Source organism: Achromobacter sp. Marseille-Q0513 (genome assembly GCF_018195695.1).
Lineage (GTDB): Bacteria > Pseudomonadota > Gammaproteobacteria > Burkholderiales > Burkholderiaceae_B > Achromobacter.
In genome coordinates, this window is record NZ_JAGTJY010000179.1 from 1 (window position 1) to 13,064 (window position 13,064).

Here is a 13,064-nt window from a genome sequence, read left to right on the forward strand (position 1 = left end):
GTATGGGGAGCCGCGCGGCAAGCGCGGCCGCGTGGGGCTGACGGGTTTGACAGGCCTCACTTTAGCGGCGCAAACTATGGCGTAAATGACATAAATCCCTCAAAAATCGCCATGCCACACGACGTCATCTTCCTGCTAGTGCCGGACTTCCAATTGCTGGACATGTCAGGCCCTGCCGCGGTGTTCCAGACCGCCGGCAAGCAGGCTCAGACCGCCGCCGGTCCGGCCTACGCGGTTCACCTCGTGTCGGAGCGTGGCGGCCCGGTGCGTAGTTCTTGCGGGGTCGAAGTCCTGACTCGATCCTGGCGCGACGCGCCGCCAGGCACGCTGGTGGTGCCGGGCGGCGAGGGCGCGCGCGCGGCCGCCGTCACCCCGGCCATGCGCAGGTATCTGCACGCCCATCGCCAGGCCGGCCGGCGCCTGGCCAGCGTCTGCACGGGCGCGTTCGTGCTGGCAGCCGCGGGCCTGCTCGACGGGCTGCGCGCCACCACCCACTGGCGTCATGCCGCCGAACTCGCGCGCAACCATCCGGACGTGCGCGTCGACGCCGATCGGATCCACGTGTGCGATCGCGATACCTGGACCTCGGCCGGCATCACCGCCGGCATAGACCTCGCGCTGGCGATGGTCGAGTCCGACCTGGGCGCGGAGGTGGCGGGCGCCACCGCGCGCGAGATGGTGGTCTATCACCGCCGCTCGGGCGGCCAGTCGCAGTTCTCGGCGCTGCAGGACCTGGCGCCCGACAGTGAACGCATCCGCGCCGTGCTGGAGCACATCCGAGGGAATCTTGGCGCGGCGCTGACCGTCGAGCGTCTGGCCGAGGTGGCCTGTGTCAGCCCGCGCCAGTTCCTGCGCAGCTTCAAGGCCGAGACCGGCGAAACGCCCGCCAAGGCGGTCGAACGCATTCGGGCGGAGGCGGCGCGCGCGCACCTCGAGGCGGGCGCCGACAGTATCGACAGCGTGGCGCGGCGGGCGGGCTTTACCGACAGCGAACGGATGCGGCGGACTTTCCTGCGTGTCTATGGCCAGCCGCCGCAGGCGCTGCGGCGCATGGCCAGGCAAGGCTGAACAAGGCGTACCTTGTTCCTGCCGTTCACGACGCCGGCGCGCAAGGCGCGGCATCCTGCCGGGACAGCTTGTAATACAAAGACGGGTATTGAGCTTTAACTTGTCAATCAAGTATGCTGTGCCGGACTTGATCATCCGACAAGTCCAGCCTGCCCGGAGCCGCCCATGAAAACCTCCCCGGTCACCCACCAGGACCTGCAACGCTCGGTCATCGCGGTGCCGCCGCTGGCGCGCCGCGCGGACCTGACGCTGAACGAGGCCGCCAACCGGGCGCTGCTGGCGCATCTGGAGGCCGGCGGCGTGCGCAGCGTCATGTACGGCGGCAATGCCAACTTCTACAACGTGGGGCTGGGCGAGTACGCGCGCATCGTGGACATGCTGGCCGCGCTGGCCGGCCCCGACACCTGGATCCTGCCGTCGGCGGGGCCGGACTACGGCAAGATGATGGACCAGGCCTTGGTGCTGCGCACGCGCGCCTTTCCGACGGCCATGCTGCTGCCCATGTCCTTCCCGTACACGGACGAGGGCCTGGCGGATGGCGTGCGGCGCTTCACCGACGCGCTGGCCAAGCCGGCCGTGGTCTATATCAAGTCGGCCGGCTACCTGGCGCCGGCGACGGTCGCGCGGCTGATCGAGGAAGGCCGCATCGTGGCCTTGAAGTACGCGGTGGTGCGCGAGGATCCGCTGCGCGACGACTACCTGCGCGCGCTGCTGGACGAGGTCGAGGCGCGCTGGATCGTCAGCGGCATCGGCGAGCGGCCGGCCATCGCGCATTACCGGCATTTCGGCCTGTCGAGCTTCACGTCCGGCTCGGTCTGCGTGGCGCCGCGGGGCTCCATGCGCCTGCTGCGGCTGCTGGCCGAGGGCCGCTACGACGAGGCCGAAGGCGTGCGCCAGCGCTACCTGGGGCTGGAGGACTGCCGCGATGGCATCAGCCCCATCCGCGTGCTGCACGACGCGGTGACGCTGGCCGGCGTGGCCGACATGGGGCCGATGCTGCCATTGCTCACGGGACTGTCCGCCGCCGAACGCGAACGCGTGGCGCCGGTGGCGCGCGCGCTGGCCGAATGGGACCGGGAAGCCGTGGCCGCGTGAGCCCGCGCATCGTCCGTCGGGCTCGTATTTGACGGTACGATGTGCGCTGTCTTTGCGCCCGATGCCGAAGGAGATTCCGTGGCCCGAAAACCGACCCCCTCGCCAAGCGCGCCGCAAGCGCCCGCGGACGCGGAAACCGCGCAGCCGCTGGAGCGCCGCCATCGCGTGCGGCTGGCGGACCAGCTCTACGGCCAGATCTTCGAACAGCTCGTCTCGGGCAATCTCAGCGTCGGCGACAAGCTGCCTTCCGAGAACGAGATCTCCGAGCGCTACGGCGTCTCGCGGCCGGTGGTGCGCGAGGCGCTGCTGCGCCTGCGCGCCGATGGGCTGGTCACGGCGCATCAGGGCCTGGGCACCTTCGTCAGCCATCAGCCCGCGCCCCGGCTGAAGACCTTCGGCGAGGTCGAGCACGTCAGCGCCTATCTGCGCGCACAGGAGGTGCGGGTGGCGCTGGAAGGCGATGCCGCGCGCCTGGCGGCCCTGCGCCGTACCGACGAGCAGCTGCGCAAGATCGAGGAGGCGCACGAGGCCTTCGCCGAATCGCTGGCGCAGGGGCGCATGTCGGCCGAGGCCGACCTGGCGTTCCATGCCAGCATCGCCGAGGCCAGCGGCAACGATTTCTACCTGGGCGTGCTGGAGAGCATTCACGATTCCATCAGCGGCTTCATGCGCCTGGCGCTCAGCCTCACGCGCACCGGCTCGCGCCAGCGCGCCCAGACCGTGCTGGACGAGCACGCCACCATACTCGCGGCCATTCGCGCGCAGGATGGCGAGCACGCGCGCGTGGCCATGCAGTTCCACCTGGGCCGGGCGCGGCACCGGCTGGTGGACCGCGAGCGCGACTGAGCGCGGCATCAGGATTTTCACCACCCAAGCGCGGCACAACAAGCGCAGAGGACCAAGAGCAGACAAATGAGCGATTCTTCCAAACCCAAGACCCGCAAGACTCCCGAGGAACTGCGCAGCCACCGCTGGTATGGCGTGAAGGACCTGCGCGCGTTCGGCCACCGTTCGCGCACGGCCCAGATGGGCTATCACCGCTCCGACTACGCGGGCAAGCCGGTGATCGCCATCATCAATACCTGGAGCGACATCAACCCCTGTCACAGCCACTTCAAGCAGCGCGTGGAAGAGGTCAAGCGCGGCATCTGGCAGGCCGGCGGCTTTCCGGTGGAAATGCCGGCCATGAGCCTGTCCGAGCCGTTCCAGAAGCCCACCACCATGCTGTACCGCAACCTGCTGGCCATGGAGACCGAGGAGCTGCTGCGCTCCTATCCGGCCGACGGCTGCGTGCTGATGGGCGGCTGCGACAAGACCACGCCGGCCCTGCTGATGGGCGCGGTGTCGATGGACCTGCCCACGCTGTTCGTGCCGGCCGGTCCGATGCTGCGCGGCAACTGGAACGGCAACACGCTGGGCTCCGGGTCCGACACCTGGAAGTACTGGGCCGAGCTGCGCGCGGGCAACATCACCGAGGAAGACTGGCAGGGCGTGGAGGACGGCATCGCCCGTTCTCCCGGCCATTGCATGACCATGGGCACGGCCTCCACCATGACCGCCGCGGTCGAGGCGCTGGGCATGTGCCTGTCGGGCTACTCCTCGATTCCGGCGCCCGACTCGCGCCACGCGCAGATGGCGAGCCTGTCGGGCAAGCGCATCGTCGAGATGGTCTGGGAAGACCTCAAGCCCTCGGACCTGCTGACCGCCGCGTCCTACGACAACGCGGTGCGCACGGTGCTGGCGCTGTCCGGCTCGACCAATTCGGTGGTGCACCTGATCGCGATGGCGCGGCGCAGCGGCTTCGGCCTGGACCTGGACCGCTTCGACCATCTGGCGCGCACCACGCCGGTGCTGGCCAATCTGCGGCCCGCCGGCAAGTACCTGATGGAAGACTTCTACTACGCGGGCGGCCTGCGCGCGCTGCTGGTGCAGCTGGGCGACCTGCTGGACCTGACGCAGCGCACGGTCGACGGCCGCACGCTGGGCGAGAACATCGCCGGCGCGCGCGTGTTCAACGATGACGTGATCCGCGCGCGTGGACAGGCGCTGGTCGAGCGCGACGGCCTGGCCGTGCTGCGCGGCAACCTGGCGCCGGACGGCGCGGTGATCAAGCCGCCGGCGATGGAGGCGCATCTGCAGGTGCATACCGGCCCGGCGGTGGTCTTCAAGGACTACAACGACATGGCCGCGCGCATCGACGATCCGGCGCTGGACGTCAGCGCCGACAGCGTCATCGTGCTGCAGAACGCCGGGCCGCAGGGCGCGCCGGGCATGCCGGAATGGGGCCAGCTGCCGATCCCGCAGAAGCTGCTCAAGCAGGGCGTGCGCGACATGGTGCGCATCTCGGACGCGCGCATGAGCGGCACCAGCTATGGCGCCTGTGTGCTGCACGTGGCGCCGGAAGCCTATGTGGGCGGTCCGCTGGCGCTGGTGCGCGACGGCGACCTGGTGGCGTTGGACGTGCCGGGCCGCAGCCTGAACCTGCTGGTGCCGGACGCCGAGCTGGCCGCGCGCAAGGCGGCCTGGCAGGCGCCGCCGCCGCGCTTCGAGCGCGGCTATGGCGTGCTGTACCTCAAGCACATCGGCCAGGCCGACACCGGCTGCGATTTCGATTTTCTGCAGACGGCAGCGCGGGCGGAGTCCGCGGGCGAACCGGAGATCCACTGACCCGGGCGACGGGTCGCAACGAGCATGCCCCAAAAGCCGCGTTCGACGGCGCGGGCCTGCCATCCCCGACCGGGCCGCTCATGCCGAGACGGCCCGGCGAAGAACACACAAGGAGGAGACACACATGGAACGCAACGCAATGCCGGCGCGCCGGCGACTGGGACTGGCCGCGCTGATCGTGGCGGCGGCAGCGGCGACGCCCGCCGCGCTGTACGCGCAGACCGGGCAATGGCCGGCGCGGCCCGTCAAACTGGTGGTGCCGTTCCCGCCCGGCGGCAGCACTGACGCGGTGGGCAGGCTGCTGGCCGTGGAACTGGCCAAGGACCTGGGCCAGACCGTCATCGTCGAGAACAAGGGCGGCGCCAACGGCAACATCGGCTCGGACGCGGTGGCCAAGGCCGAGCCGGATGGCTACACGCTGCTGCTGTCGGGCGTGGGCTCGAACGCCATCAACTACGCGCTCTACGCCAGCATGCCGTACCGCGACAGCGACTTCGCGCATGTCTCGCTGCTGGCCACCGGGCCCAACGTGCTGGTGGCGGCGCCGGACTTTCCGGGCAAGACCTTCGCCGACTTCATCCGGCTGGCGCGCGAGAGCCCGGGCAAGTACACCCACGCCAGCTCGGGCAGCGGCTCGTCCGGCCACCTGGCCATGGAAATGCTCAAGCAGCAGGCCAAGATCGACTTGGTGCACGTGCCGTACAAGGGCGGCGCGGCGGCCATCACGGACCTGCTGGGCGGCCGCGTGACGGTGCTGTTCCTCAACCAGGACAACCTGTTGCCGCAGGTGCGGGCCGGCAAGCTGCGGGCGCTGGCGGTGGCCAGCGTCAAGCGCAATCCGGCCTATCCCGACACGCCCACGGTGGCAGAGTCCGGCTATCCGGGCTTCGCGGCCGAATCCTGGTTCGGCCTGTCGGCGCCGGCCAGGACGCCGCCCGCCGTGATCCAGCGCCTGAGCCAGGCGACGGCCAAGGCCATGGCCTCGGCCGACATGCGGCAGAAGCTGGAGAGCGTGGGCTTCGTGGTGGTGGGCAGCGACCCGCAGGCCTTTTCGACCTTCGTCACCAGTGAAATCGCCAAGTGGGGCCAGGCCGCCAAGGCATCCGGCGCCCGCATGGATTGATTGATTCTTGCGGCATTGTTTTCCGCCGGCTTGCCGCGCCGGCATGCCGTGCGGCGGACTTCGCGTTCGCCGCGCGGATCCCGCAGCAACAGAGGACCATCATGGATTCACCCTTGCCCAACCGTTTCCGCCAACGCATCCTGGCGCGCGAGCGGCTCATCGGATTCTGGATGTGCATGTCCAGCCACATCACGGCCGAGCTGGCCGGGCTGGCCGATTTCGACTGGCTGCTGCTCGACGGCGAGCATTCGCCCAACGAGGTGCCTATGTTCCTGCAGCAGCTGCAGGCGCTGCAATCCAGCGCCAGCGCGGCGGTGGGGCGGCCGTCGTGGAATGATCCGGTCGAGATCAAGCGGATGCTGGACATCGGCTTCTACAACTTGTTGATCCCGTTCATCGAGTCCGAGGCCGACGCGCGCCGCGCCGTGGCCGCCACGCGCTATCCGCCGCAGGGCATGCGCGGCGTGGCCGGCGCGCAGCGCAGCAACCGTTACGGCACGGTGCCCAATTACCTGCAGACCATCAACGACAACATCTGCGTGCTGCTGCAGATCGAGAGCCGGCCGGGCATCGAGGCGGTGGACGAGATTGCTTCGGTGGAGGGCGTGGACGGGGTGTTCATCGGTCCGTCGGACCTAGCCGCCGCGCTGGGGCATCTCGGCAATCCCGGCCATCCCGAGGTGCAGGACGCGATCCGCCACCTGTACCAGCGCGTGTCGGCGCAGGGCAAGGCGGTGGGCATCCTGGCGCCGGTGCATGCCGACGCCAGGCGCTACCTGGACATGGGCATGCACTTCGTGGCGGTGGGCACGGACCTGGGCGTGTTCAAGCAGGCGGTGTTCGGGCTGCGCGAGGCGTTCCCGACTTAGCCTTGGGGCCCGCGATCAGGCGCGGCGGCGCGATGCCGCCCGCGCCGCGAGGGCTCAGCTTTCCAGCGCCAGCAGGTCGGCGACGGTCTGGCGGCGGCGGATCAGGCGCGCCTGGCCCTGGTCCAGCAGCACTTCCGGCGCCAGCGGCCGGGTGTTGTAGTTCGAGGACATGGACGAGCCGTAGGCGCCGGCTTCATGCAGCACCAGATAGTCGCCGATGCGCGGCTGCGGCAGCAGCCTGTCTGTCACCACGCCGCCGGCGTCCTGCGTGAACACATCGCCCGACTCGCACAGCGGGCCGGCCACGGACAGGCGCGCCGGTTCGCCCGGAGGCGTCGAGCCGTCGGGCGCGTGCACCGAGATACGGTGATAGCTGCCGTACATGGCCGGGCGCATCAGGTCGCTGAAACCGGCGTCCACCAGCACGAAGTCGCGGCCCGGGCGACGGTTGATCGCGTGCACCTCGGCGATCAGCGCGCCGGACTCGGCCACCAGGAAGCGGCCCGGCTCGATCTCCAGCCGGACCGGATGGCCCAGGTGCTGCTCGATGCGCTTGCGCGCGGCGTCCCACTGTTCGAAGTAATGGTCGCAGTCGATGCGCGCCTCGCCATCCTTGTACGGGATGGACAGGCCGCCGCCGGCGGAGATGGCTTCGATGTCGTGGCCCAGGTTGCGGACCACGTCGACCATGGCGTCGCAGACGCTGGACAGGTGGCCGTAGTCCACGCCCGAGCCGATATGCATGTGGATGCCCATCAGTTTCAGGCCGTGGCGGCGCACGATGGCGATGGCCTGGGCCACGTCGTCGATCCAGATGCCATGCTTGCTTTGCGGGCCGCCGGTGTTGGTCTTGTTGCTGTGGCCATGGCCGAAGCCGGGGTTGATGCGCAGCCAGACGCGGTGGCCGGGCGCCTGCTGGCCGACGCGTTCGAGCATGTCCAGCGAGCCGGCGTTGACCGGGATGCCGTGCTGGATCACGGCGGCCATGGTGGCGTGGTCGATCAGGTCGGCGGTGAACACGATGCCGGCCGGCTCGCCCTCGGGGCGGAAACCCGCGGCCAGGCTGCGCTCGATCTCGCCCAGCGACACGGCGTCGACCACGGCGCCCTCGGCGCGCATCAGCTTGAGGATATGGATGTTCGAGCAGGCCTTCTGCGCATAGCGGATCACGTCGAAGCGGCGCAGCTGGGCGATGCGCTCGCGGATGACGGCGGCGTCATAGACCCATAGCGGGGTGCCGTGTTGCGTGGCGAGTTCGGTGAGTTGGCGCGGATCGAGTGCCATGGGGCGGACCTTGTTATGCGGTAGTGAAACTGGAGCGCCATGATGCCTGCGACGGGCTATCCAGTAAAATGCTTTGAATTTCCTGATCCATTCATTATTGATATGGAATTGCCATGCTGACGCACCGGCACGTCGAAGTCTTCCGCGCCTTGATGATCGCCGGCAGTGTGACCCGCGCGGCCGAGCTGTTGCATACGTCGCAGCCCACGGTGAGCCGGGAACTGGCCCGCATGGAGCACAGCATAGGCTTCCCGCTGTTCGAGCGCATCCGGGGCCGCCTGCGGCCCACCATGCAGGCGCTGGCGCTGTACGACGAGGTCAGGCAGTCCTACGCGGGGCTGGAGCGGGTGGCATCCGCCGCGGCGCGGCTGCGCGCCTATTCGGACGGCCAGCTGGCGGTGATCGCGTTGCCGGCGTTTTCCCATTCCGTGCTGCCGGGCGCGTTTCGCCGCTTCCATGCCGGCCATCCCGGCGTCAGCCTGTCGGTGGAGACGCAGGAATCGCCCTTCCTGGAAGAGTGGTTGAGCGCGCAGCGCTACGATCTGGGGCTGACCGAGAGCGACGCCGAGCCGGCGGGCACGCGATTGGAACTGTTGGTCGAGGTGGACGAGGTCTGCGCGCTGCCCGAGGGCCATCCGCTGCTGGCGCGCGATGCGATCGAGCTGCGCGATTTCGAGGGGCAGGCGTTCGTCAGCCTGTCGGCCAGCGATCCCTATCGCCTGCAGATCGACGAGGCTTTCGCGGCCGAGGGCGTGGCGCCACGCTCCATCGTCGAGACGCCGTCGGCCGTGTCGGTCTGCGCCTTCGTGCGCCAGGGGCTGGGCGTAGCCATCGTCAATCCGCTGACGGCGCTGGACTTCATCGGCAATGGCTTGCAGGTGCGGCCGCTGACGCGTTCGTTCCCGTTCCGGGTGAATGCGGTGTATCCCGAACATCGGCCGAAGAACCCGCTGGTCGACGCCTTTGCCGCAGCGGTGCGCGAGCAGGCTCGCGAGATGGCGGGCAGGCTGGGGGCCGGGGCAGGGCGCGGCGGCCGTCCGATCTGAAGCCACCATGAAAAAAGGATGCCCGTGGGCATCCTTTTTTATTTGCCGTATTCATGACGCCCCGGGGAACGGGGCGGCAGAATGGCTTAGGCCAGCGCCTTGATGGCGGAAGCCAGGCGGCTCTTGTGGCGAGCGGCCTTGTTCTTGTGGATGATGTTCTTGTCAGCCACGCGGTCGATCACGCTGCTGGCTTTCTGGAACACTTCACCGGCCGCAGCTTTGTCGCCGGCGGCGATGGATTGGCGAACGCGCTTGATGGCGGTGCGCAGCATCGAGCGCAGGCTGGAATTGTGCTTGTTGCGCTCAACGGATTGGCGAGCGCGCTTGCGGGCTTGGGCGGTGTTGGCCATTGTGTATCAGTAAGTTGAATTCGGCAAAGTCGGACATTGTAGCAAGTCCCAGGGGGATTGCAAGTTCAATGTACCGTCAAACCGATGACGCCCGACGGTCGGGCGGGAGCGCCAGGGCGGCGGTTCCGGTCGCGATCCCTGTGGAAAGTTCCGGGGATGTCCGGGTCGGCCGTGCCGCTTGTCGCGGCTGCCGGGAAATCCGGGTGGCGCCTGCTGGGGTAAAAATGCGGGTAAAAACGCTGTGGCGAGTATACAACGAGACGGTCACGCAGGACACGGCACGTTGCAAGAAGGTGACGGTTCAGGTCGCGACGTTGATCGACACGTACCAGGGGGTGTAGCGGCGGATGTGGATGGGCATGCTTTCCTGCAGCGAGCGCAGGGCGGCGTCGGTGTCGTCCAGCGGGAAATGTCCCGAGACGGGCAGGCCGCCCGCGGCCATGGAGATGCGCAGCGAGCCGCTGCGGTAGGGACGCAGCGCCGCGATCACCTCGGCCAGCGGCCGGCCGCGCACATCGATCCAGCCGGCTTCCCAGGCGGCCTCGGCCATCAGTTCGGCGCGCGGCGTGTCCATGCGCAAGGCGTCGAAGCGCGCGCCGGTGCCGGCCCGCACGGTGCCATGGGCGCCGGACATGGTCTCGACCTCGACTTCGTGTTCGTGCACCACCACCACGGTGCGCTGGGCCTGCTGACGCACCATGTAACGAGTGCCGAGCGCGCGCACGGTGCCTTCGGCGGTCTGGACCAGGAAGGGGCGGCGCGCGTCGGGCGCCACGGACACGGTGACGGCGCCGTCCAGCAGGCGCACCTGGCGATAGGCGGGCGTGAAGTCCAGGTTCACCCGGCTGCGCGCGTCCAGCAGCAGCTGGCTGCCGTCCGACAGTACGTAGCGGCGGCGTTCGCCGGTGGCCGTGGCGGCGTCGGCGGCGACGTTGTTCAAAGGGTAGAAGGCATTGCCGACATAGCCGGCGCAGGCGCCCGCACCGACGAGCGCCACCGAGCCGCTCATGAAGCGGCGGCGCGACGGTGAAACGAGGGGCGGAGGCGGGGCGGCGGGCTGCGACGCAGGGGCGGCCGCGGCGTAGCCTATCGGATAGGCGTCGCCGAGCCGGCCGAACGTCGACCCTTCCAGAGTGCCTATCAGCTGCTGCCAGGCATTCTCATGGAGCGGGTCGGCCGCACGCCACGCCAGGAAATCGTTATAGTCCTGCGGCGTCGCTCGGCCCGAGCGCAGCAGCAGCAACCAGTTGATGACCTGGTCCGCCACGGGTAGTCCTTGGGCGTACTTCACTTCATCTCCCACGCGTTTTCCCAGGTGGGGATCCTTTCATTGGCAATTTGTAAATAATAAAGGTTTTTTACCAAAGATTACGGCGAGCTTGTCAATTCTTGACGAATCGGACGAAAAAAAGCCGGCGGATAAGCCGGTTTTTTACGAGGATGTGGCGAAAACGCCTGGAATTAACGCGCGGAGCGCCGTCCGAAGTCTCGGGGACGGAACCCGAACAGGAACAACATTCCGAAATAGATCGCGCCGCTGGCGGCCAGCACGCCGCCCAGCCAGGCCGCCCGCAGGCCGGCATGGGCCTGCAGCGCGATCCAGTCGATGCGGCCGTCGGCGTAGGCCAGCAGCCCGGCCAGCGCGGCCAGCGCCGGCAGCAGCCGCAGCGCGAATCGGGTCCAGCCGGGCGCGGGACGGTAGACGCCGCGCCGCAGCAACCCGATGAGCAGGGCCAGCGCATTCAGGCAGGCGCCCAGGCCGATGGCCAGCGCCAGGCCGGCGTGGGCCAGCAGCGGCACCAGCGCCAGGTTCAGCAACTGGGTCACGATCAGCACGCCGATGGCGATCTTGACCGGGGTGCGGATGTCCTGCCTGGCGTAGAAGCCCGGGGCCAGGATCTTCACGGCCAGCAGGCCGATCAGGCCGGCCGAGTAGGACATCACGGCCAGGCGCGTCTGCGCCACATCCTGCGCCGCGAACGCGCCGTAGTGAAACAGCGTGGCGACCAGCCCGTCGGACAGCAGCGCCATGCCCACCGCGGCGGGCAGGCCCAGCAGCAGCACCAGGCGCAGGCCCCAGTCGAGCAGCGCGCTATAGCCGGCATGATCGTCGCGCGCATTGGCGGCCGACAGGCTGGGCAGCAGCACCGTGCCCAGCGCCACGCCCAGCAGGGCGGTGGGGAATTCCATCAGGCGGTCGGCGAAGGACAGCCAGGTCACGCTGCCGGGCGTCAGCCAGGTGGCGATGTTGGTGTTGATCAGCAGCGAGATCTGGGCCACGGACACGCCCAGCGTGGCCGGCGCCATCTGCTTGAGGATGCGCTGCACGGTGGCGTCGGCCCAGGCCTCGCGCACCCGCAGCGAAAAGCGCGGCGTCAGGCCCAGCCGCGCCAGCGCCACCCATTGCACGGCCAGCTGTGCCACGCCGCCGGCCATGACGCCGATGGCCAGCCCATACACCGGCACGTCCATGCGCGGCGCCAGCCACAGGCAGGCGGCGATCATGGAAAGGTTCAGCAGCACCGGCGTGAAGGCCGGCACGGCGAAGCGCCGCCAGGTGTTCAGCACGCCGGACGCGAAGGCGATCAGCGACATGCACAGGATGTAGGGGAACATCACTCGCGTCATCCAGACCGCGGCGCCGAATTCCGCATCGCGCGCCGCGCCGCGCAGCCCGCTGGCCATGGCCGAAACCACCCAGGGCGCGGCGACGATGCCGACCAGCGTGACCAGCATCAGCGCCAGCGTCAGCAACAGCGCCACGCGGTCCAGCAGCGTGCGCACCTCGTCATCGGACCGGTTGTTGCGCGCCGCGCCCAGGATCGGCACGAAAGCCTGCGCGAAAGCCCCTTCCGCGAACAGCCGCCGCAGCAGGTTCGGAATGCGGAAGGCGACCCAGAACGCATCGGTAATGGGACCCGCGCCAAAGGCGCGCGCCACCAGGACGTCACGGGCCAGGCCGGAAATGCGGGACAGCAGCGTGAAGCTGCTGACGGTGGCCGCGGAGCGGAACAAACTCACTTCAGTTATCCATAAATCCAGGGGTTGCCCGAAGCAAAAAACGGGCAGTGTCCCAACCGGGAACGCGGCGGGATGTCACCCGCCTCGCAAACGCAAACGCACACACTACACACACTCCAGCACACGGATCATGCCATCCAAGGCGCTGACACCCTTCCCACAACGCACATCCGCCCATCGCCATCGGGGCCGCACGGAGCCGGCTTCGCCGGTCCGTGGCGGCGCGCCCTTGAGGGGGAAGCGCGCAGCGCTGCGGGGGTGGGTTTCATCCTCCGGTCCGTGGCGGCGCCCCTTGAGGGGGAGCGCGCAGCGCTCGGGGTGGGTCTACTTAGGCGGCATCCGGATCGCGCCGTCCAGGCGGATCGTCTCGCCGTTGAGCATGTCGTTCGTGATGATGCTGTGCACCAGCTTGGCGTAGTCTTCCGGACGGCCGAGGCGGGCAGGGAAGGGGATGCTGGCGGCCAGCGAGTCCTGTACTTCCTGCGGCATGCCGAAGATCATGGGCGTGCCGAAGATGCCGGGGGCGATGGTCATGCAGCGG

The 13,064-nt window shown here is 68.8% G+C and carries 11 protein-coding genes and 1 pseudogene; 7 read left to right on the forward strand and 5 right to left on the reverse strand.

Annotation, left to right across the window (positions count from 1 at the left end; genetic code table 11):
* Window positions 1-111 precede the first annotated feature (111 nt).
* From KDH83_RS25320 to garL, 6 genes are all read left to right on the forward strand, one after another.
* A complete protein-coding gene (locus KDH83_RS25320; protein WP_212320773.1) occupies window positions 112-1,068 on the forward strand; it encodes a GlxA family transcriptional regulator in 957 nt (318 codons plus the stop codon).
* A 165-nt stretch (window positions 1,069-1,233) separates the two neighbouring features.
* Window positions 1,234-2,163 (forward strand): dihydrodipicolinate synthase family protein, encoded by a 930-nt coding sequence (locus KDH83_RS25325; RefSeq protein WP_212320774.1) that lies wholly within the window; start codon window positions 1,234-1,236, stop codon window positions 2,161-2,163.
* 78 nt (window positions 2,164-2,241) lie between these two features.
* Entirely contained in the window at window positions 2,242-3,009 is a 768-nt protein-coding gene (locus KDH83_RS25330; RefSeq protein WP_349291669.1) for a FadR/GntR family transcriptional regulator, read from the forward strand.
* Window positions 3,010-3,075: 66 nt separating this feature from the next.
* Window positions 3,076-4,830, forward strand: coding sequence for an L-arabinonate dehydratase (gene araD / locus KDH83_RS25335; RefSeq protein ID WP_212320776.1), 1,755 nt, complete (start codon window positions 3,076-3,078; stop codon window positions 4,828-4,830).
* 124 nt (window positions 4,831-4,954) lie between these two features.
* Entirely contained in the window at window positions 4,955-5,953 is a 999-nt protein-coding gene (locus tag KDH83_RS25340) for a tripartite tricarboxylate transporter substrate binding protein (protein WP_212320777.1), read from the forward strand.
* Window positions 5,954-6,054: 101 nt separating this feature from the next.
* A complete protein-coding gene (garL, locus tag KDH83_RS25345) occupies window positions 6,055-6,822 on the forward strand; it encodes a 2-dehydro-3-deoxyglucarate aldolase (protein ID WP_103275169.1) in 768 nt (255 codons plus the stop codon).
* A 54-nt stretch (window positions 6,823-6,876) separates the two neighbouring features.
* Here garL and lysA read toward each other — a convergent pair whose 3' ends face one another.
* Complete coding sequence (lysA, locus tag KDH83_RS25350; RefSeq protein WP_212320778.1) at window positions 6,877-8,106, reverse strand: diaminopimelate decarboxylase; 1,230 nt, start codon at window positions 8,104-8,106, stop codon at window positions 6,877-6,879.
* A gap of 113 nt (window positions 8,107-8,219) precedes the next feature.
* On the opposite strand from lysA, the gene KDH83_RS25355 reads away from it, so the two are divergent.
* Entirely contained in the window at window positions 8,220-9,152 is a 933-nt protein-coding gene (locus tag KDH83_RS25355) for a LysR family transcriptional regulator (protein WP_212320779.1), read from the forward strand.
* A gap of 86 nt (window positions 9,153-9,238) precedes the next feature.
* Here KDH83_RS25355 and rpsT read toward each other — a convergent pair whose 3' ends face one another.
* The 4 genes and pseudogenes from rpsT to KDH83_RS25375 form a co-directional block, all read right to left on the reverse strand.
* Window positions 9,239-9,502, reverse strand: coding sequence for a 30S ribosomal protein S20 (gene rpsT / locus KDH83_RS25360; RefSeq protein WP_212320780.1), 264 nt, complete (start codon window positions 9,500-9,502; stop codon window positions 9,239-9,241).
* 301 nt (window positions 9,503-9,803) lie between these two features.
* Entirely contained in the window at window positions 9,804-10,769 is a 966-nt protein-coding gene (locus KDH83_RS25365) for a FecR domain-containing protein (RefSeq protein WP_212320782.1), read from the reverse strand.
* A gap of 194 nt (window positions 10,770-10,963) precedes the next feature.
* Window positions 10,964-12,523, reverse strand: coding sequence for a murein biosynthesis integral membrane protein MurJ (gene murJ, locus KDH83_RS25370; protein ID WP_212320781.1), 1,560 nt, complete (start codon window positions 12,521-12,523; stop codon window positions 10,964-10,966).
* A gap of 324 nt (window positions 12,524-12,847) precedes the next feature.
* Window positions 12,848-13,064, reverse strand: a pseudogene (locus tag KDH83_RS25375) (3-hydroxyacyl-CoA dehydrogenase); the annotation flags it as partial.